The sequence below is a fragment of the Pseudomonas sp. NFACC16-2 genome, assembly GCF_900119205.1.
Lineage (GTDB): Bacteria > Pseudomonadota > Gammaproteobacteria > Pseudomonadales > Pseudomonadaceae > Aquipseudomonas > Aquipseudomonas fluorescens_Q.
This window is the reverse complement of the sequence record NZ_FPIX01000010.1, coordinates 1-18,654: the sequence shown is the minus strand read 5'-3', so window position 1 is coordinate 18,654 and position 18,654 is coordinate 1. Positions and strand designations below refer to the sequence as shown.

The window sequence follows — 18,654 nt, the reverse complement described above, 5'->3', positions numbered from 1 at the left end:
GTGAAGGCGAGAACGGTATGACGGCATAAAGGTAGCAATTTCCGAACCAGAGTGCCGAACAAGTGTTTTAAAAGCTTCGGCGACAGGCAACGGAATGCGATGGTGCGCGGGGATGAGCGTACATCAAAAAGTGCACCGGGATGGAGCATGCGTTGTTTGGGAAACACTATGGGGTGAGCAATTATTTGTGGCGAGGGGATTTATCCCCGTTGGGCTGCGCAGCAGCCCCAACAGTCAGTCGCCTCGAAGTGTCAGGTTGTTCATCTCAGGTTTTTTTGGGGGCCGCTTCGCAGCCCAGCGGGGATAAATCCCCTCGCCACAAAGAGCGTACAGCGCTATTTCAGCAGGTCCTGAAGCGTTGCCAAGGTATCTGCCTCTTCGACGGTTTTATCCTGGCGCCAACGCAACATCCGTGGAAAGCGCACCGCGATCCCACTCTTGTGGCGATTGGACAGGGCGATGCCTTCGAAACCCAGTTCGAACACCAGGGTGGGCGTGACGCTGCTCACCGGGCCGAACTTCTCCACGGTGGTCTTGCGCACGATGTTGTCGACCTGGCGCATTTGCGCATCGGTCAGCCCTGAATAGGCCTTGGCAAATGGCACCAGTGTGCGCTCGCGACTGTCCGGCGGGTTGTCCCATACGGCGAAGGTGTAGTCGCTGTACAGGCTGGCGCGCCGGCCGTGGCCGCGTTGGGCATAGATCAGCACCGCGTCGACGCTGAAGGGGTCGATCTTCCATTTCCACCACACGCCCATGTCCTTGGTGCGACCGACGCCGTACAGCGCGTTGCGGGCCTTGAGCATCATGCCTTCGACACCGAGGCGGCGAGAGGCTTCGCGTTGCCGGGCGAGGTCGAACCAGTCCTGGCCGGTGACAGTAGGCGACGGCAACAACACCGGACTGCGAACACGGGCGATCAGCGCCTCCAGCTGTTCGCGGCGCTCGGCCTGGGGACGGCTGCGCCAGTCCTCGCCTTGCCATTCCAACAGGTCGTAGGCCATCACCACCACCGGGGCATCGTCGAGGATTTTCTTGCCAAGGGTCTTGCGACCGATGCGCTGTTGCAGCAGGGCGAAGGGTTGCACCGCAGGCTGCAACGGCGCGTCCGGGTCGAAGGCGTCTTCGGTAACTGACTGGGGGGCTTTCCAGACCACAATTTCACCGTCGATCACCGTGCCGTCGGGCAGCGCCAGGGCCAGTGAATGCAGTTCCGGAAACCGCTCAGTGACCAAGTCCTCGCCTCGCGACCAGACCCACAAATGGCCGTCGCGCTTGATCACCTGGGCGCGGATCCCATCCCATTTCCATTCCACCTGCCAGTCGCTGGCCGGCCCCAGCAGCGTGTCGAATTGCTCCACCGGGGCAGACAACGCATGGGCCAGGAAAAACGGATAAGGCTGGCCGCCGCGCTGGGCATGTTCATCGTCGGATTCGGCCGCGATCAGCTTGAGGTAACTGGCGGCCGTGGGACGATGGGACAGGTCGGTGTAGCCCACCAGGCGTTGGGCCACCCGCTTGCTGTCCAGGTTGGCCATGGCGGCCAGGGCCCGGGTCACCAGCAGTTTGGATACGCCCACCCGGAAACTGCCGGTGATGAGTTTGATGCACAGCATCAGGCTCGGTCGGTCGAGCTGCGCCCACAGCGCCGGAAGCCGTTCTGCCAGGACGTCGGGCGACTCACCGCGCAACGGCAGCAGTTTCTCTTCTATCCACAGCGCCAGGCCTTCATCGGAGCTGTGGGGCGATTCGGGTAATACCAGCGAAATGGTTTCGGCCAGGTCGCCCACGGCCTGATAACTTTCTTCGAACAGCCAGAGCGACAACCCGGATATCCGGACCGCCAACTCTCGCAGGATTTTTACCGGCACCAGTTGCCGTGGACGCCCGCCGGAAAGGAAATACACGGCCCACGCCGCATCCTGAGGTGGGGCTTTGCTGAAATAGTCCTGCATGGCGGTGAGCTTGGCATTGCTGGAGGTGGTGGCGTCCAGTTCGGCGTACAACTCGGCGAAGGCTTTCATGGCGCCTCCTCACCGCTGTCGGTGGCCACGGCGAGGTCTTCTTCATCGTCACCGTATTCGGTGCTGAACGCCTGGGCGTCGAGGCCTTGCTCGCAGAGATGGCGCACCAGCACGCTTACCGAACCGTGCGTGACCATCACCCGTTCGGCGCCGGTCTGTTCGATGGCCCAGAGCAGGCCAGGCCAGTCGGCGTGGTCGGACAGCACAAAACCCCGGTCCACGCCGCGCCGCCGACGCGTACCGCGCAGGCGCATCCAGCCACTGGCGAAGGCGTCGCTGTAGTCGCCAAAGCGGCGCATCCAGCTGCTGCCTCCGGCGGAGGGCGGCGCGATGACCAGTGCCTGGCCCATGATCGGGTCGTTCTTCTTGATGTCGCCGGCGTAGATCGTAGGCGGGAGATGAACCCCGGCCTCGCGGTAGACCCGATTCAGTGGTTCCACCGCGCCATGGGCCAGGATCGGGCCGAGGCTTCCGTCGATGCCGTGGAGAATTCGCTGGGCCTTGCCGAAGGAATAGCAGAACAACACGCTGGCCCGGCTGGCGGCGATGTTCCCGCGCCACCACTGGTTGATCTCGTCGAAAATCTGCGCCTGGGGCTGCCAGCGGTAGATCGGCAGGCCGAAGGTGGATTCCGTGATGAAGGTATGGCATTTCACCGGCTCGAACGGGGTGCAGGTGCCGTCAGGCTCGACTTTGTAATCCCCCGACGCTACCCAGACCTCACCTTGATATTCCAGCCGTACCTGGGCCGAGCCCAGCACATGGCCGGCGGGGTGAAAGCTCAAGGTCACGCCATGGTGCGACAGGCGTTCGCCGTAGGGCAGCGTTTGCAGGTTGATGTCCTGGCCCAGGCGTGATCGCAGGATGCCTTCGCCGGGTGCCGCTGCCAGGTAGTGTTGGTTGCCACTGCGGGCATGGTCGCCGTGGGCGTGGGTGATGACCGAGCGTTCCACCGCCCGCCACGGGTCGATGTAGAAATCCCCGGGCGGGCAGTACAAGCCTTCGGGGCGGGCAATGACAAGATCCATGCGGTCACCGGAGCGATGGGCTTGTCAGGTAGAGGCGCAGGCGAGGGGGGAAGTTCTATCGGATTTAGTGGGGGATGGACTGAACCCGTGGCGAGGGAGCTTGCTCCCGCTGGGCTGCGAAGCAGCCCCCTGCAGGTCTACAGGCAGACCGCATCAGCCGGTTTACGACTGCTGCGCAGCCGAGCGGGAGCAAGCTCCCTCGCCACAAATACTATCTCCAGTCCCGGGCTGCAGTTATTTGCCAGGCACCAGGGTCAACCGCGTCTTGCCATACGCCCGATCGAAGTTCTGTGACTGCAACGGCAGGCTCTGGTACTGCCCCTTGATCCACGGATCGATGCCATTGGCATAGTTCGGGCTGACCGGGTTGCCAGACTGGCCGGCGCCGTCCTGGATCATCAACGGTTCGGGCTGGCCGAAGTCCACGATAAAGCGCATGGCCGGCGCCAGGGTGGTGGTGAAATCCTGGCCCCAGGCGAACGCTGCGGTGTTGAGCGTGCTGGCGTCGCCACCGGCCGGCAGCGGGCCGCGTACGATCTGGCCGTTGCTGTTCTTCCACGCGTAGCGATGCAACTGGCCCCACTGCCAAGCCTTGTGGTCACCGCCCAACTGGCTATCACCGGCGTTGATGGTGGCGGCCAGGCTGCGGGCGAGGATGACGGCCTTGTCTTCTTTCTGCGGGGTGCGCACATCGTCCCAGAACGGGCTGTCTTCACGGCCCAGCAGATGATCGGCCTGGGCCGAGTAGGACAATTGGCCGTTGGCGACCAGCGCCTTCCACGCCGGGCTGCCGTCCGGGCCCAGCTCGTCGAGGAAAATCTGCTTCATGCTTTCCTGCAGGAACAGCTCATAGATCGCCGCGTCGGCGGAGGTCGGGCTGAGCCGGCCATCGAATGCCATCAAGCGAGTGTAGGCCTCGCGGGCCTTGGCCCGGTCAGCCACCGGCAGGGCTTCGATCGCCTGTTTGAGCGGCTGGGCCATGCCCGGTGCTTCGAAGACTTGCTTGAGCTTGGCGGCGAACGTTGTGCCCTGGTCATATTGCATGGCGGTCAGGCTGCGGGTGTCGTGCTTGCCCACGCCGGCCAGTTCGGCCATGCGTTCGCCACGCTCCGGTGCGGCCCACGAGTTGGACAGTTGCATGCCGTAGCCGTGGGGGATTACTCGTTGGTTGGCCGTGCCAAGCCAGCCCTGGGGCGGGTCCTGATCGTAGGGGTGCAGCATCGGGTCGGCGTAACCATCCCAATCGTAGCGACCGTCCCAACCCGGCGACGGCAACAGACCCTCGCCTTCACGGCGGTTCGGGTAGCGACCGGTGACTTGCCAGCCGATATGGCTGGCGTCGGCGAAGACCAGGTTCACCGCCATGGCGCGGATTTCCCGGCTGGCGTCGGAGGCTTTCTCGACGTTCTGCGCCCGGGACAGGTCGAAGAAGGCATCCAGGGTCTTGTCGTCGCTCAAGCTCGGCGTCTGCAAGGCCAGGCCAAAGCCGTTGGCCATGGCCGGGCCCTGGGCGCTGTTGAGCAGCGGGCCGTGACGGGTCTCGAACACCGCTTCACGAATCGGCCGCTGGCCTTTGATGAAGTAGGTTTCGTTGCGCACGATCGCCGGTTGCCATTTGCCGTTGACCTCGTAGGACAGGCCATTGCCCTGACGGCGGATTTTTTCCAGGAACAGGTCCTGGTTGTCCCCCAGCACGCTGGTCATGCTCCAGGCCACTTTGCCGTTGAACCCGGCCAGGATCATCGGGATCCCTGCCACGGAAACCCCGGCCGCCTGGTACTTGGGCGCACGGATCTGTACCGGGCTCCACAGCCCCGGCATGCCCAGCGGCCCGTGGCTGTCGCTGGCCAGCAGGCTCTTGCCGCTGCGGCTGCGTTGTGGCGCGATGGCCCAGTTGCTCGAAGACGCAGCACTCAAAAGGTTCAGCTCGGCCAGTTGGCTGGTGGCCTTGCTGATCTCGTTCAGGCCCGGAATCTGGCCGTTGAGTCGCAAGCCCTGGAGTTTGTCAGCTTCGGCCACGGGCAGTGGTTCGTCTGGATAGGACGGGCTCAGCCAGGCGAGCTTGTCGTTGGTGACGGTCTGGGCCAGTACCAGGCTGGCGATTTCTTCCGGCAGGTTGGCTGACTGGCTGAAATTCAGCAGGCAGAACATCAGCGCCGAGTCTTCCGGTTTCCAGTACTCGGGTTTGTAACCAGTGGCGGCCAGGTCCGACGGCAACTTGTCGCGGTAGCGGAACAGGTAGGCGTTGACGCCGCGGGCATAGACTTCGAAGAAACGCTTGAGCCTTGGCGAAGACGCCTTGTACAGCTCGTCGGCGTTTTTCTTCAGGTTGACGGCGCGCATGTAGCGGTCGACGTCCAGCCGTTCGGCGCCGGACATTTCTGCCAATCGTCCTTGGGCCAGCAGGCGCAGGGTGACCATTTGGGTGATGCGATCGCTGGCGTGGACGTAGCCGAGGGTGAACAGGGCGTCATGGAAGCTGTTGCTTTCGATCAGCGGCATGCCGGTGGCGTTGCGCCGGACCGAGACGTTCTGCGCCAGCCCCTTGAGCGGTTGCACACCGGACGTCGGCGGGACGGTGTCCTGGGCGTTCCAGGTCTGGCATCCGCTCAAACCGAGCACACTGGCCACCGCGGCGGCAACACCGAGCCGGGGGATGAAGGAAATAGAGGCTGGCGAGGCCATGGCAAAGCTCCTGCGGGAGGGGGGGGCACCAATAAAGGCGCTACGTTAGTGAGCAGGCGGGGGCCGCGCAAGCGGGGGCGAGGGTTATTTGTTGGTTTGGCGATAAAACTCCGGGGCCGGGTCATCGCTTTGCTCGAAGGCTTGCCTGTAGGAAAAGGTGATGATCAAGTGTGGAACATTCAAAGACCAAGCAAGAGAAACCGGCATGGAGCTACAGAACGACGCGGCGTTGATTCTCATCGATCAACAAAAAGGCATCCTTCACCCCAGGCTCGGCCCTCGCAACAACCCCGAGGCAGAGCTGCGCATGCTGGAGCTACTGGCTTTATGGCGACGGACGGCGCGCCCGGTGATTCACGTCCACCATCTGTCCCGCTCGCCGGACTCGGTGTTCTGGCCGGGGCAGTCGGGGGTGGAGGTCCAGCCACGGTTCGAGCCGAAGGCAGGGGAATGGTTGGTGCAAAAGCAGGTGCCGGATGCGTTCAGTGGCACCCACCTGGAGCAAGACCTGCGCCAAGCCGGAATCAGGCAACTGGTGATCGTCGGTGTGGCGACGCACAACTCGGTGGAGTCCACGGCGCGTACGGCCGGCAATCTGGGATTCGACACCTGGGTGGCCGAGGACGCCTGCTTTACCTTCGACAAGAACGATTACTTTGGTAACGCCCGTTCGGCAGCCGAAGTGCATGCCATGTCCCTGGGCAACTTGCACGGTGAGTATGCGACGGTGGTCGGTGTGAAGCGAATTCTGCAGGCGGGCTGACAGATAGGTACCGACAGCGCCGGCCTCATCGCGAGCAAGCTCGCTCCCACAGGGAAATTGCGCTGAGGCGCAGAACCCTTGTGGGAGCGAGCTTGCTCGCGATGGCGGTCTAACAGGCGAAGAAATTTTTCGCCCAGCCCCTCAGGCCCCGTGGCACTTCTTGAATTTTTTGCCATTGCCGCACGGGCAAGGGTCGTTGCGGCCGACATCCTTCAGGGCGTTGCGCACCGGTTCCTGGTGGGCGTGGCCGCAGTTAGGACCGTGGACATGGCCGTGGTCATGATCGTGATGATGGTCGTGATCGTGGTTGCAATCAGGGCCATGGATGTGGGGTTGTTGGGTCATCGGGGTTACTCCGCAATAAAATCGGCGGCGATTATCACGCCATTGCGTTCCAGGTGCACGTAGTGAGCGATGAATGATCCGGTTTCCAGCTCACCTTCCAGACGATAGGGGATCTGTTCCCGGGGATTCTCCAGCAACTTCACCACGTGCCGCACCTGTGGCCACAGGTTGGTGCGGATCGGCACCTTGAAGTAGGCGCTGTGCCGGGGGCTCACGGTGAACCAGTGTTCATGCTCACCTTCGGTCAGCAACAGGTCGCCCAGGTGGATGCGGTAGGTCAGGCCGCGAACGGTGAGGTCGCTGTCGCCGGGGTTGTCGACGCGAAAGTGCAGCGTGAACTTCTGTTCCAGCAGCCGGGCCCGCACCACCTCGACCTTGACCAGGTGCACCTGTGGTTCAGGGGCTTCTTCACCTTGCCAGGATGCACAGCCGCCGAATCCAACGAACAGCAGCAGGCAGGTGATGCGCAGCAAGAATGATGGAGGGGTCATGTCCGTGCCTCTGGTTTATCCCCAGTCTAGCCCTATGGGCCGATGGACGAGCGTCGGACGTTTCCTAAATTCAGCGATTGAAGTAGCCGGCGCAGCACTTCTTGAATTTGTGCCCGCTGCCACACGGACAGCTGTCGTTGCGTCCCGTCTTGACCGGCACGGTCGGATCGATGAAATACCAGCGCCCGTCGTTCTGCACGAACGAGGATTGCTCACGGTGGCTATGCTCGCCCTGGCCGTCGTGCCAGCGTGCCGTGAACGTGACAAAGGCGTGTTCCGGTTGACCACCTAGCACTTCGCTGCTTTCCACTTCCAGCCCCAACCAGGTGCTGTTGGCGCTCCACTCGCTGATCGACTGGCGATCGAGGCCAGGCTGTTGGGCGGGCAGGGTGGTGGCGACCAGATAATCCACCAGGCCCAACACATAGGCGCTATAGCGCGAGCGCATCAAGGCTTCGGCGCAGGGCGCCGGGTGACCGTCGTGGTAATGGCCGCAGCAGGCGTCCAGTGGATTGCCACTGCCGCAGGGGCAGATGGGTGTGTGTGGGCTTGTGTTCACGGTTACCACCAATATTTTCCAAAATTTTCCGGGTTGGCCCAAAAGCGCGAGTTGAGCCAATCGGGGACTTGTTTGTATTCAAGCAGATCGTAGGTAAACAGGGTCAGCACCTGATCTTCGCGCTGGAATCGCTCGCTGGCTTGCAGGGCCAGTGAAAAAAAGTCCGTCTCTTGCCAGCCGCAGGCGTTGAGATCTGCCAGCACGGCGATACGACTGGCATTGAGATTGCGGATGCCACCCAGCAGGTTCAGACCTTCGCGCTTGGGCAAATGCTCCAGGCAATCGAGCGCCAGGGCCAGGTCAAAACGCCGTGCCGCCACGTCCGCCGGCAGGGCGCCGGGGCCGGCGTGGACCACTTCGGTGTCGGGATGGGCCTGCTGGAATGCTTCGAGCGCGGGAAAGCCGCTGGCACCGATCAGCAGCAGTTTTTGCGGGGCATAACGGTCAAGCACGGCCGCCAGGGCTTGCTGGGGCGTACGCGCAGAAATGGCAATGGTCATCGAAGTTCCTCAGTCAGAACCACCACGATAGCCTGCCCGGACATCGTGGCCTAGAGCGGTTTGTCCCTGAACGTGCGGAATCTTCGCAAACACGGGGCGAAAACCCGCGATTGCTCGGGCTGGCGCAGATTCGAAGACGGGTCTTTACTCCCCTGAATCGGCGACAAGCCGATCCCTCAAGGAGAAAACCGATGAGCATAGTTCGGACAGCGTTACCCCTGGTTCTGCTAACCAGTGTGTTGACTGGTTGCGCAGGTTTGCAGAAAACCGACTGGCCGATTTGTGCGGCCACGGGTGGTGTCGTCGGCGCGGGGTTGGGCGCGATCGAAAGCAGTTCCTGGATCGGCCCGGGAGCGCTGGTGGCCGGCACTGTGGCGGCAGGCTGGTGCTGGGCCCATGGTGACGGCGACGAAGACGGCGATGGCGTGCCGGACAGCCGTGACAAGTGCCCGGGTACACCGAAAGGCGTACAGGTCGATGCCGACGGTTGCCCGCCACCCGCACCGCCTCCGATGGCTGAAGAACCTCCAGTGGTCAAGGAAGAAACCATCGTGATCCGCGATGTGCACTTTGAGTTCAACAAAGCCACGCTGACCCCGGCCGACAAAGATGTCCTGAGCGGCGTTGCGACCCGGCTGAAACAGGAAACGTCCACCGCGCAACTGCGGGTCACCGGCCATACGGACAGTGTCGGCAGCGATGCCTATAACCAACGGTTGTCGGAGAAACGGGCCAACTCGGTGGTGCAATACCTGGTCGAAAACGGCGTACCGCGTGCCAGTTTCGTCTCGGTGTCCGGCGCCGGTGAGAGCCAGCCGGTGGCCGATAACAAGACCGCCGACGGTCGCGCGATGAACCGTCGCACGGAAATCAAGATTAACCGCTGAAACCCTTGCGATTCGCGGCTTGTAGAGTTGCGGATGCGGGTCTTTACTCCTGTGTGACCGGTATGGGCCGGTGACACAGGAGCCTTCACCATGAATGTTCTAATCAGGGCCGCCTTACCGGTACTGCTGGCGAGCAGTCTGTTGTCCGGTTGCGCCACTCACAGCGACGGCAGCGCACCTCTCAACCAACGTACCTGGCCAATTTGTAGCCTGATCGGCGGCTTGGCTGGCGGCGGGTTGGGGGCCATTGAAAGCAGTGGCTGGGCCGCCGGTGGCGCCGCACTGGGGTTGCTGGGCGGTGGTCTGATCTGCTATGCCCAGGATGGCGATGAAGACGACGACGGAGTGTTCGACCGCCGCGACCGTTGTCCCGATACGCCGGCCAATACCCCCGTCGAGCATCACGGTTGCCCGGTGCCGCAATACCCGGCCAGCGCCCCGCCGGTCGAACCGCAAGCGCCGGCGAGCGAGGTCATCACCCTCAACGACGCCGGCAAGGTACTGTTCGATTTCGACAAGTCCGACCTCACCGCAGAGGCTCGAAGCCAGCTCGATGGGCTGATGGGCAAGCTCAGCCATGCCAATGTCGCCAGTATCCGGGTCGTGGGCCACACCGACAGTGTCGGCAGTGATGCCTATAACCAGGGGCTGTCTGAACGTCGGGCCAGCAGCGTCGTGGAGTATTTGCTGACCCAGGGGCTGGCCCCCGACAAACTCACCAGCGAAGGCAAGGGCGAAAGCGAGCCGGTGGCTGATAATGAGACTGACGAAGGGCGGGCACAGAACCGTCGGGTTGAGCTGCATATCCAGCGTTGAAGCTCGGACCAGGGCTGCCGGGTCGTCGGGAAGGCGATCCGGGGCTCGGGTCAGATTAAATTTGCCTGGCCCTCTGGCTTATCCTGCGCGCAAGCCGTTACTGTGCGCGCAAAGAATAATTCCCGATCAGGGGGGCGTATGAAGGTGTTTTGGGGGCTGGGGCGCTTGCTGACCCTGTTGTTCTGGCTGGTGGTGCTGGTCAATCTGGTCGTGCCGTTCGTCCATCCGCTGCATCTGCTGGTCAATGTCGCCGGCGCGTTTTTGCTGGTGCTCCATTTGCTCGAACTGCTGTTGTTCCGGGCCAGTTTCCGTGGCCGCCCCGCGCCTGGTCGTGATCGCCTCAGAGTGCTGTTGTTCGGTATCTTTCATTTGCAAACCCTCCCGACCGCGCCAGAGGCTTCCCATGCGTAAATTGTGTCTGCTCGCCGCACTCGTATGCCCCTGGGCTTCGGCCCAGGTGGTCCAGGTAGAAAGCCATTCGTTGATGCGCCTGCCAAACACCACCAGCACCCTGGTTCTCGAGCGACTGGACGTGGCCGACTACGGCACGCTGCTGGTGCCTTCCAATGTCACTGAACTGACCATCGACCAATTGCACCTGGGGCGTGAAGCACGGATCGCCATCGTGCCGGCGCAGCAGGCATTGGAAATGAAAGTGGCCCGGGCTGAGCTGGCCGAGGGCAGCCAGATCACTTCACGCGGCGCACCGGGTACCTACACCAAGGCCGCGCGGTCGGGGCGCGATCTCAACCTGCGTTTCAATGCCTTGGATGCGCCGCTGTTGTCGGTGGATGCCCGCGGTGGTACCGGTGCGCCGGGTTTCGTCGGTCTTGACGGTGCCAATGGCCAGGCGCCGGGTTGCACCTGGGGTTCGGCCGGTCGCGGGGCCGACGGCAGCAATGGCAGCGATGGCCAGCCGGGTGCGGCCGGTGCGCTGGTACGCCTTGAGCTGCCCCTGGCCTACCCTGCCGAGCAGATCAAGGTGACGGTGGACGGCGGTGCCGGTGGCGCGGCGGGGCGCGGCGGCAAGCCCGGGGCCGGTGGCAAGGCCAAGGGCTGTCTGGTCTATACGGCTGACGGCGGCAAAAGCGGTCGTCCTGGCGCCGATGGCCAGCCAGGGCCTGCCGGAGCGGCGGGAACGGTGACGGTGCAGCGGTTCTGAAGAAAAATCTGATCTGAACCTGTGGGAGCGAGCTCGCACCCACAGGGTTTTATGTGATGTTCAGAACATCGGCCGCGCCGCGCCAATCGCCACCACCAGCAACCCGATCACCAAATTGATCCCCACCAACCGCCGAATCTTCCCCAGCACCGCCGCACCCGCCGGCACGTCCTGCGCCGTCACGGCGCTACGCAATGCCGGCAGTTGCAGGCCCTGGATGCGGATGAACAGCGCTGTCATCACCACGTACAACCCCATCATCACCTGCACATATCGCGGCGCGGTTTCGAAACCGGCGAAGCGCACATGGATCAGACCTACGCCGCTGATCGGTAAAAGCACCACTGCCACCCAGACCCAGACAAAAAAACGCTGAAACACTTCTACCCATAACTTGAGCCGGGCAGGGCCCTCAAGCGCCGTCATTGCGGCGGGGCGCAGGATCATCCAGGCGAAAAACATGCCGCCGACCCAGACCAGGGCCGCCAGTAAATGCAGGGTGTAGACGAGGGCAAAGGGTGTCATTGGGTTACTCCGTTCTGCGCAGGATTCATTAGCGGGGTATGATAGCCGCCGATCCGAACCACTGAAAATTTATCCAGCGTTTTTTGCGCCCGACCATTCATGATCAGCACCGAACTCAAAACCACGATCCAGGGCGCCTATTCGCGTTTTCTCGAAGCCAAGAGCCTCAAGCCGCGATATGGCCAGCGCCTGATGATTGCCGAAGTGGCAAAAGTCCTGGGTGACATCGATACCGACGACGAAGGCCGGCGCAGTGGCGAGCCCGCCGTGGTGGCGGTGGAGGCCGGTACCGGTACCGGCAAGACCGTGGCCTACAGCCTGGCGGCGATCCCCACCGCCAAGGCCGCCGGCAAACGCCTGGTGATCGCCACGGCCACCGTCGCCCTGCAGGAGCAGATCGTCTACAAGGACCTGCCCGACCTGATGCGCAACAGCGGGCTGAACTTCACGTTCGCGCTGGCCAAGGGCCGTGGGCGCTACATGTGCCTGTCCAAGCTCGACATGTTGCTCCAGGAAGGCCACGCGCAGACCGCCACGGCCCAGTTGTTCGAAGAAGAAGGTTTCAAGATCGAAGTCGATGAGGCCAGCCAGAAGCTGTTCACCAGCATGATCGAGAAGCTGGCCGGCAATAAATGGGACGGCGACCGCGACAGTTGGTCCACCGCCCTGGAAGACGCCGACTGGTCCCGCCTGACGACCGACCATAGCCAGTGCACCAACCGGCATTGCCCGAACTTCGGTCAGTGCGCCTTCTACAAGGCCCGCGAAGGCATGGGCAAGGTCGATGTCATCGTCACCAACCACGACATGGTGCTGGCCGACCTGGCCCTGGGCGGTGGTGCGGTGCTGCCGGACCCGCGCGACACGATCTACGTGTTCGACGAAGGCCATCACCTGCCGGACAAGGCCATCGGTCATTTCGCCCATTACACCCGGCTGCGTTCGACGGCCGACTGGCTGGAAACCACCGCCAAGAACCTCACCAAACTGTTGGCCCAGCATCCATTGCCCGGTGACCTGGGCAAGTTCATCGAGCAAGTACCGGAGTTGGCCCGGGAAATCAAGACGAACCAGCAGTTCATGTTCACCGCTTGCGAGCAAGTGGCCGACTTCAAGCCCGGCGAAGACGTCGAGGGCCGCGAACGGCCACGTCATCGCTTCGTCGGCGGAGTGATTCCTGAACACATGCGTGAAATGGGCATCGAGCTCAAGAAAGGTTTCGCACGCCTGACCGACTTGTTCACGCGCCTGACCGACCTGCTCAAGGAAGGCATGGACGGCGAGGTCAACATTGGAATCGCCAGCAACCAGGCCGAGGAGTGGTACCCGTTGTTTGGCAGCCTGCTGTCCCGCTCGCAAGGCAACTGGGAACTGTGGACGGCCTTCACCGCTGAAGACCCGGAAGACAACCCGCCAATGGCGCGCTGGCTGACCCTGGCCGAAAGCGGTTCGCTGTTCGATATCGAGGTCAATGCCAGCCCGATCCTGGCGGCGGAAATGCTGCGGCGCAACTTGTGGAACGTGGCCTATGGCGCGCTGGTGACGTCCGCCACGCTGACTGCCCTGGGCACGTTCGACCGCTTCCGCATGCGCGCCGGCCTGCCGAAGAAAGCCGTGACCGCCGTGGTCCCGAGCCCCTTCCACCACGCCGACGCCGGCGTGCTGCGGGTGCCCGACCTCAAGGCCGATCCACGGGATGCCGCCGCCCATACCGCGGCGATCATCCGCGACCTGCCGGAACTGGTGGAAGGCTCACGGGGCACCCTGGTGCTGTTTTCCTCGCGCAAACAGATGCAGGACGTGTTCGATGGCCTTGACCGTGACTGGCGCAAGCAGGTGTTCATCCAGGGCAACCTGTCGAAGCAGGAAACCCTGAACAAACACAAGGCCCGGGTCGATGGTGGGGACTCCAGCGTTCTGTTCGGCCTGGCGAGTTTTGCCGAAGGCGTGGACTTGCCTGGTGCCTATTGCGAGCACGTGGTGATCGCCAAGATCCCGTTCTCGGTTCCCGACGACCCGGTGGAAGCCGCACTGGCCGAGTGGATCGAAGCCCGTGGCGGCAACCCGTTCATGGAAATCTCCGTGCCGGACGCCTCGCTGAAACTGGTCCAGGCCTGCGGGCGGTTGCTGCGCACCGAAGAAGACCGCGGCACCATCACCTTGCTCGACCGGCGGCTGGTCACCCAGCGCTATGGCAAGGCGATCCTCAACGCGCTGCCGCCGTTTCGGCGGGAGATTTCCTGAGTCGGCAGGTGAGGGAGATTTATTGTGGCGAGGGGATTTATCCCCGCTGGGCTGCGAAGCGGCCCCTCAAACCAGGCGACTCTGTTCGCCCGGACCAGCGAGTTGGTTGTCTGGGGCTGCTGCGCAGCCCAGCGGGGATAAATCCCCTCGCCACAGATTCACCCTTAAGCCTCAGTGAAAAGTCAACCAGCCGTCCTGACAAGGTTCACAAAAACCGTAATGGCTGGAACAATGCGGCCAGTGCAAAAAGTGTTCAGTGGAGAGGAGTTACGGGTGCAGATTCAAGGCCATTATGAGCTTCAGTTCGAGGCGGTGCGTGAAGCGTTCGCGGCGCTGTTCGATAATCCCCAGGAGCGCGGCGCGGCGTTGTGCATTCAGGTGGGTGGTCGCACGGTGATCGATCTGTGGGCCGGTACCGCCGACAAGGATGGCCATGAGACCTGGCACAGCGACACCATCGCCAACCTGTTTTCCTGCACCAAAACGTTCACCGCCGTCACCGCCCTGCAACTGGTGGCCGAAGGCAAGTTGCAGCTGGATGCCCCGGTCGCCCGCTATTGGCCCGAGTTTGCCGCCGCCGGCAAGCAATCCATTACCCTGCGCCAGTTGCTCTGCCATCAGGCCGGGTTGCCGGCGCTACGTGAATTGCTGCCGCCCGAAGCGCTTTATGACTGGCAAGCCATGATCGATGCCCTGGCCGCCGAAACACCTTGGTGGACGCCGGGCGAGGGTCATGGTTATGCCGCGATCACCTACGGCTGGCTGGTTGGCGAGCTGTTGCGCAGGGCCGATGGGCGTGGCCCGGGGGAGTCCATCGTGGCTCGTGTGGCCAAGCCGTTGGGCCTGGATTTTCACGTTGGCCTGGCCGACGAGGAGTTTCATCGCGTGGCCCACATCGCCCGTGGCAAAGGCAACGTCGGCGATGCCGCGGCCCAACGCCTGCTGCAGGTGACGATGCGCGAGCCCACGGCCATGACCACCCGGGCCTTCACCAATCCGCCGTCGATCATGACCAGTACCAACAAACCGGAGTGGCGGCGCATGCAGCAACCGGCGGCCAACGGCCACGGTAACGCCCGCAGCCTGGCCGGGTTCTATGGGGGGCTGCTGGATGGCAGCCTGCTGGAAGGTGAAATGCTCGACGAACTGACTCGCCAGCACAGCTTCGGCGAGGACAAGACTTTGTTGACCCAGACCCGTTTCGGCCTGGGTTGCATGCTCGACCAGCCGGATGTACCGAATGCGACCTATGGCCTTGGCCCACGGGCGTTTGGTCATCCAGGGGCCGGGGGCTCCATGGGGTTCGCCGACCCGGAGCATGATGTGGCTTTTGGCTTCGTGACCAACACGCTCGGGCCTTACGTATTGATGGACCCGCGCGCGCAGAACCTTGCGAGGGTCCTTGCCACTTGTCTATAAACGCCATTGAAGGCGGCGGGCACCGGAACCTCGTGGCCTTTTCAGTTTCCAAGCGACTGTTTATGTGGCCAAAACATGGCCTTTATTTTCCATTTACATCATTTTGTGGATATCCAATGTCATCGAATAAAACCCTCGCTCTGGCGCTGTGCTTCGCTATCACTGGTTGCGCACAAACCCCGCAAAATGATGCCGAGGGCAGCGGCGGCTGGTGGCCGTTCGGCTCTTCCGACAAGGTGGCGGCCAAGGAAACGGCGCCAGCGGCGCCTCTGAAACCGGCTGCCGTCGCACCGCAAGCCAAGGCCGAGAGCGCCACCCACTGGTGGTGGCCGTTCGCTTCCGATGATGCTGCCGACGTTGCGAAGAAAGATGACGTCAAACCCCAGGACAAACCTGAAGCCAAGGCACCGGCCCTTGCCAAGGCCGAAGCCGAAAGCAACGGCAAGTGGTGGTGGCCGTTTGGCGGCAAGGATCAGGAGACCGCCAAGGCGGTGCCGATGCCCGATCCTAAAGTCACCCAGGCCTGGCTCGACGACTACGAGCCGAAGCTGCGCACAGCCATCCAGGACAGCAAGCTCCAACTCGAGCGCCGCGACAACGTGCTGGTGGTCACCGCGCCCGTGGACGGCTCCTTCAACCCGGACCGTCCGGCCATGCTGCTGCCCGTGACCCTCGGGCCGTTCACCCGCGTGGCGAAGATCCTTGAAGCCGACCCCAAGACCGCCGTGCTGATCCTCGGCCACGCCGATACCTCGGGCGCCGCACCTGCGAACCTGAAGCTCAGCCAGGAGCGTGCCCAGTCCGTTGCGGCGATTTTCCGTCTCAGCGGCCTGCAACGTGATCGCCTGATGCTGCGCGGCATGGGCGCAGTGGCGCCACGTGCGGCCAACGACAGTGTGGAAGGGCGTGCCTTGAACCGTCGCGTGGAACTGCTGGTCACGCCGGCCAACACCATGGTTGCGCTGCTGAGCAAATACAACATGCCGGCTCCCGCACCCGTGACGCTGGTGGCGGCCCAGGACGTGAAGCCCGTGGCCCCGGCCCCAGCGCCTGCGGCGAAAAAAGCCGTGACCCCGACCAGCAAAAAAGCACCGGCCAAAAAAGCCGTGGCCAAGGCGCCTGCGAAGAAAGCCCCTGCCAAGGCCACTACCCCGGCGAAGAAAACCCAACCGGCCAAAGCCGCCACCGATACCAAGAAAGTCGCGGCTGCCGATACCCCCAAGCAGTGATGGGCTAACCACAAGGAACGCGCCATGACCCAACCGCTGGCTGATATGCGCCGCGACTACACCCGCGATGGCTTGACCGAGGCACAAGCCCCGGCCGAGCCGTTTGCACTGTTCCACCAATGGTTCGCCGACGCGGTGAAAACCGAGCAGGCGCCGGTGGAGGCCAACGCCATGACCCTGGCGACGGTGGATGCAGAAGGGCGCCCGCACTGCCGGATCCTGCTGCTCAAGGGCCTGGATGCTCTGGGGTTCACGTTCTTCACCAACTACGACAGCGCCAAGGGGCAGCAACTGGCCGCGAATCCATTTGCGGCCATGACGTTTTTCTGGCCGGCCCTGGAGCGCCAGGTGCGCATCGAGGGCAAAGTGGTGAAGGTCACCGCGCAGGAGTCGGACGCCTATTACCAGGTTCGCCCGCTGGGCAGCCGTCTCGGCGCCTGGGCTTCACCCCAGAGCCGGGTAATTGCAGGGCGTGGTGAGCTGGACGACCTGCTCAAGGCCACCGAACAACGTTTCAGCGACAGCCAACCGCATTGCCCGGAGCATTGGGGCGGTTATCGTTTGCTGCCCGAGCGCATCGAGTTCTGGCAGGGGCGTCCGAGCCGCCTGCACGATCGCCTCAACTACCGCCTGCAAGGGGCGAACTGGACGCGCGAGCGTCTGGCGCCTTAGCGTCGGGGTAATATGCCGCAGCGGTTTCAAGCCATTGCGGCAAGTCCCGGCGTTTGACCCCTTGCTCCCGAGCGCGGGCCAATTGTTGCAGCATGTAGGTCTTTTTCTGCTCATCCTGCCCCGCCAGGGACAGCGCCAGGTCGCGGTCCATCCAGCGTTTGATTCGTACGTACAGCCACCAGTGGAAGTACAAACCGGCCACGGTGACCGCGACGATGATGAAATAATCCATGAAAATCCCCGAGTTGATGACGCAGGTTTCGGAAATTGGCGCTACTGTTTGGTGAATTTTTCGGGTGCGCCTGTATCCCACCTGAATGAAAACAATTTTATCCCGGCGAGGCCGTGACAGGCGTCAAGCTGCGGAGTTTAATGAGTCCCTGTCTTTTGGAGTTGATGCTATGCGTAAGTCTGTTTTGCTGGTTGCTTCCTTTTCCACGATGGCGATGTTGCTCACTGGCTGTCAGTCGAGCCTGACCGGTGACTCCTACTCCCGTGACGAAGCGCGTCGCGTGCAGACGATTCGCATGGGCACGATCGAAGCCTTGCGTCCGGTCAAGATCGAAGGCACCAAGACCCCGATCGGCGGTGCGGCCGGTGCTGTGGTCGGTGGTGTAGGCGGCAGTGCCATCGGTGGTGGCCGTGGCAGCATCGTCGCCGCTGTGATCGGCGCGGTGGCCGGTGGCCTGATTGGCTCCGCTACTGAAGAAGGCCTGACTCGTACCCAAGGCGTGGAAATCACTGTTCGTGAGGACGATGGCAGCATGCGCGCCTATGTGCAGCAGGTTCAGGAGAATGAGGTGTTCCGTGTGGGTGAGCGGGTTCGTATTTCTACTGTGGATGGTACGAGTCGCGTATCGCACTAATTTACGGGTTTACGGGCGGGATTCCAGAGTTGTGTGTATATCCGTTGTTGGGGTAACGGCTACTTAGGGTTCCGCTCTTACAGCCAGCCCTTTCAAGGTCTTTGATAAAATCCCCCAAAACCAGTCAGGGTGACGAAAGCAGTGTGGGCAGAAGTTCTAGCGCGGTTTGAGAAAAAAGCACCGGCCAGTGTCATGACCAGAGTGGTATTGGAACAGGCTGTTCCTGCTGAATGGATCGATCAGGTGTTCGAAGAGCACCGTCAGCGGCAGTACCCACGTGAGCTTTTGTTTTCAACCATCGTTGAACTGATGTCCCTTGTTTCATTGGGCTTGCGACCTTCGCTGCATGCCGCCGCGCGGCAGATGGAAGATCTTCCTGTCAGCTTGGCGGCGCTGTATGACAAGGTCAGTCGTACAGAGCCTGCGCTACTGCGCGCCC

Annotated in this window: 19 protein-coding genes and 1 pseudogene; 11 read left to right on the top strand and 9 right to left on the bottom strand. The window is 62.6% G+C overall.

Going from position 1 to position 18,654, the window contains the following annotated elements:
• Positions 1–335 precede the first annotated feature (335 nt).
• From BT116_RS10920 to BT116_RS10910, 3 genes are all read right to left on the bottom strand, one after another.
• Positions 336–2,024 carry an ATP-dependent DNA ligase gene (locus tag BT116_RS10920; RefSeq protein WP_072343242.1) on the bottom strand — a complete coding sequence of 563 codons (1,689 nt, stop codon included), beginning with the start codon at positions 2,022–2,024 and terminating at the stop codon, positions 336–338.
• Positions 2,021–3,052: a ligase-associated DNA damage response exonuclease gene (locus BT116_RS10915; RefSeq protein ID WP_072343240.1), complete on the bottom strand. Its 1,032-nt coding sequence runs from the start codon at positions 3,050–3,052 to the stop codon at positions 2,021–2,023. The genes BT116_RS10920 and BT116_RS10915 overlap by 4 nt, the downstream gene beginning before the upstream one ends.
• A 234-nt stretch (positions 3,053–3,286) precedes the next feature.
• Positions 3,287–5,737 carry a penicillin acylase family protein gene (locus tag BT116_RS10910; protein ID WP_072343238.1) on the bottom strand — a complete coding sequence of 817 codons (2,451 nt, stop codon included), beginning with the start codon at positions 5,735–5,737 and terminating at the stop codon, positions 3,287–3,289.
• A 205-nt stretch (positions 5,738–5,942) separates the two neighbouring features.
• Here BT116_RS10910 and BT116_RS10905 point away from each other — a divergent pair, with 205 nt between their 5' ends.
• Complete coding sequence (locus BT116_RS10905; protein WP_072343236.1) at positions 5,943–6,500, top strand: cysteine hydrolase family protein; 558 nt, start codon at positions 5,943–5,945, stop codon at positions 6,498–6,500.
• A 141-nt stretch (positions 6,501–6,641) separates the two neighbouring features.
• On the opposite strand, the gene BT116_RS10900 is transcribed toward BT116_RS10905, so the two are convergent.
• From BT116_RS10900 to BT116_RS10885, 4 genes are all read right to left on the bottom strand, one after another.
• On the bottom strand, positions 6,642–6,845 hold the full coding sequence (locus BT116_RS10900; RefSeq protein WP_072343233.1) for an SEC-C metal-binding domain-containing protein: 204 nt from the start codon (positions 6,843–6,845) through the stop codon (positions 6,642–6,644).
• Between the two features lie 5 nt (positions 6,846–6,850).
• The gene (locus BT116_RS10895) at positions 6,851–7,336 is read right to left on the bottom strand and encodes an LEA/WHy family protein (protein WP_072343230.1); all 486 of its coding nucleotides are present in this window, start codon (positions 7,334–7,336) and stop codon (positions 6,851–6,853) included.
• Positions 7,337–7,406: 70 nt separating this feature from the next.
• Complete coding sequence (locus BT116_RS10890) at positions 7,407–7,895, bottom strand: YchJ family protein (protein ID WP_063325155.1); 489 nt, start codon at positions 7,893–7,895, stop codon at positions 7,407–7,409.
• 2 nt (positions 7,896–7,897) lie between these two features.
• A complete protein-coding gene (locus BT116_RS10885) occupies positions 7,898–8,395 on the bottom strand; it encodes a DUF6231 family protein (protein ID WP_072343227.1) in 498 nt (165 codons plus the stop codon).
• Between the two features lie 191 nt (positions 8,396–8,586).
• On the opposite strand from BT116_RS10885, the gene BT116_RS10880 reads away from it, so the two are divergent.
• The 4 genes from BT116_RS10880 to BT116_RS10865 all read left to right on the top strand — a co-directional run bounded on the left by BT116_RS10880 (position 8,587) and on the right by BT116_RS10865 (position 11,260).
• Complete coding sequence (locus BT116_RS10880; RefSeq protein WP_072343224.1) at positions 8,587–9,282, top strand: PA1041 family peptidoglycan-binding anchor lipoprotein; 696 nt, start codon at positions 8,587–8,589, stop codon at positions 9,280–9,282.
• Positions 9,283–9,372: 90 nt separating this feature from the next.
• Positions 9,373–10,098 carry a PA1041 family peptidoglycan-binding anchor lipoprotein gene (locus tag BT116_RS10875; RefSeq protein ID WP_072343221.1) on the top strand — a complete coding sequence of 242 codons (726 nt, stop codon included), beginning with the start codon at positions 9,373–9,375 and terminating at the stop codon, positions 10,096–10,098.
• A gap of 138 nt (positions 10,099–10,236) precedes the next feature.
• Complete coding sequence (locus BT116_RS10870) at positions 10,237–10,509, top strand: DUF1145 domain-containing protein (RefSeq protein ID WP_063322681.1); 273 nt, start codon at positions 10,237–10,239, stop codon at positions 10,507–10,509.
• A complete protein-coding gene (locus tag BT116_RS10865; protein WP_072343218.1) occupies positions 10,502–11,260 on the top strand; it encodes a collagen-like triple helix repeat-containing protein in 759 nt (252 codons plus the stop codon). Before BT116_RS10870 ends, BT116_RS10865 begins: the two co-directional genes overlap by 8 nt.
• A 60-nt stretch (positions 11,261–11,320) precedes the next feature.
• Here the strand turns inward: BT116_RS10865 and BT116_RS10860 are convergent, their stop codons facing one another.
• Complete coding sequence (locus BT116_RS10860; RefSeq protein ID WP_072343215.1) at positions 11,321–11,785, bottom strand: CopD family protein; 465 nt, start codon at positions 11,783–11,785, stop codon at positions 11,321–11,323.
• Between the two features lie 99 nt (positions 11,786–11,884).
• Here BT116_RS10860 and dinG point away from each other — a divergent pair, with 99 nt between their 5' ends.
• From dinG to pdxH, 4 genes are all read left to right on the top strand, one after another.
• A complete protein-coding gene (gene dinG, locus BT116_RS10855) occupies positions 11,885–14,029 on the top strand; it encodes an ATP-dependent DNA helicase DinG (RefSeq protein ID WP_063322679.1) in 2,145 nt (714 codons plus the stop codon).
• A 273-nt stretch (positions 14,030–14,302) separates the two neighbouring features.
• Positions 14,303–15,448, top strand: coding sequence for a serine hydrolase domain-containing protein (locus BT116_RS10850; protein WP_072343212.1), 1,146 nt, complete (start codon positions 14,303–14,305; stop codon positions 15,446–15,448).
• A 116-nt stretch (positions 15,449–15,564) separates the two neighbouring features.
• On the top strand, positions 15,565–16,677 hold the full coding sequence (locus BT116_RS10845) for an OmpA family protein (protein ID WP_072343209.1): 1,113 nt from the start codon (positions 15,565–15,567) through the stop codon (positions 16,675–16,677).
• 24 nt (positions 16,678–16,701) lie between these two features.
• Complete coding sequence (pdxH, locus tag BT116_RS10840; RefSeq protein WP_072343206.1) at positions 16,702–17,349, top strand: pyridoxamine 5'-phosphate oxidase; 648 nt, start codon at positions 16,702–16,704, stop codon at positions 17,347–17,349.
• Here pdxH and BT116_RS10835 read toward each other — a convergent pair.
• Positions 17,297–17,581 carry a hypothetical protein gene (locus tag BT116_RS10835; RefSeq protein WP_072343203.1) on the bottom strand — a complete coding sequence of 95 codons (285 nt, stop codon included), beginning with the start codon at positions 17,579–17,581 and terminating at the stop codon, positions 17,297–17,299. The two genes, pdxH and BT116_RS10835, sit on opposite strands and share 53 nt — an antisense overlap.
• 169 nt (positions 17,582–17,750) lie before the next feature.
• Between BT116_RS10835 and BT116_RS10830 the strand changes: the two genes are divergently transcribed.
• Both BT116_RS10830 and BT116_RS10825 read left to right on the top strand, forming a co-directional pair.
• A complete protein-coding gene (locus BT116_RS10830; protein ID WP_047228399.1) occupies positions 17,751–18,215 on the top strand; it encodes an outer membrane lipoprotein in 465 nt (154 codons plus the stop codon).
• A gap of 192 nt (positions 18,216–18,407) precedes the next feature.
• A pseudogene (locus tag BT116_RS10825) lies at positions 18,408–18,654 on the top strand (IS4 family transposase); the annotation flags it as partial.

What these genes read in the sequence shown, in the direction of transcription:
- BT116_RS10920 (WP_072343242.1), bottom strand. Translation starts at nt 2,024, where the DNA reads ATGAAAGCCTTCGCCGAGTTGTACGCCGAACTGGACGCCACCACCTCC.
- BT116_RS10915 (WP_072343240.1), bottom strand. Translation starts at nt 3,052, where the DNA reads ATGGATCTTGTCATTGCCCGCCCCGAAGGCTTGTACTGCCCGCCCGGG.
- BT116_RS10910 (WP_072343238.1), bottom strand. Translation starts at nt 5,737, where the DNA reads ATGGCCTCGCCAGCCTCTATTTCCTTCATCCCCCGGCTCGGTGTTGCC.
- BT116_RS10905 (WP_072343236.1), top strand. Translation starts at nt 5,943, where the DNA reads ATGGAGCTACAGAACGACGCGGCGTTGATTCTCATCGATCAACAAAAA.
- BT116_RS10900 (WP_072343233.1), bottom strand. Translation starts at nt 6,845, where the DNA reads ATGACCCAACAACCCCACATCCATGGCCCTGATTGCAACCACGATCAC.
- BT116_RS10895 (WP_072343230.1), bottom strand. Translation starts at nt 7,336, where the DNA reads ATGACCCCTCCATCATTCTTGCTGCGCATCACCTGCCTGCTGCTGTTC.
- BT116_RS10885 (WP_072343227.1), bottom strand. Translation starts at nt 8,395, where the DNA reads ATGACCATTGCCATTTCTGCGCGTACGCCCCAGCAAGCCCTGGCGGCC.
- BT116_RS10880 (WP_072343224.1), top strand. Translation starts at nt 8,587, where the DNA reads ATGAGCATAGTTCGGACAGCGTTACCCCTGGTTCTGCTAACCAGTGTG.
- BT116_RS10875 (WP_072343221.1), top strand. Translation starts at nt 9,373, where the DNA reads ATGAATGTTCTAATCAGGGCCGCCTTACCGGTACTGCTGGCGAGCAGT.
- BT116_RS10870 (WP_063322681.1), top strand. Translation starts at nt 10,237, where the DNA reads ATGAAGGTGTTTTGGGGGCTGGGGCGCTTGCTGACCCTGTTGTTCTGG.
- BT116_RS10865 (WP_072343218.1), top strand. Translation starts at nt 10,502, where the DNA reads ATGCGTAAATTGTGTCTGCTCGCCGCACTCGTATGCCCCTGGGCTTCG.
- BT116_RS10860 (WP_072343215.1), bottom strand. Translation starts at nt 11,785, where the DNA reads ATGACACCCTTTGCCCTCGTCTACACCCTGCATTTACTGGCGGCCCTG.
- dinG (WP_063322679.1), top strand. Translation starts at nt 11,885, where the DNA reads ATGATCAGCACCGAACTCAAAACCACGATCCAGGGCGCCTATTCGCGT.
- BT116_RS10845 (WP_072343209.1), top strand. Translation starts at nt 15,565, where the DNA reads ATGTCATCGAATAAAACCCTCGCTCTGGCGCTGTGCTTCGCTATCACT.
- pdxH (WP_072343206.1), top strand. Translation starts at nt 16,702, where the DNA reads ATGACCCAACCGCTGGCTGATATGCGCCGCGACTACACCCGCGATGGC.
- BT116_RS10835 (WP_072343203.1), bottom strand. Translation starts at nt 17,581, where the DNA reads ATGGATTATTTCATCATCGTCGCGGTCACCGTGGCCGGTTTGTACTTC.
- BT116_RS10830 (WP_047228399.1), top strand. Translation starts at nt 17,751, where the DNA reads ATGCGTAAGTCTGTTTTGCTGGTTGCTTCCTTTTCCACGATGGCGATG.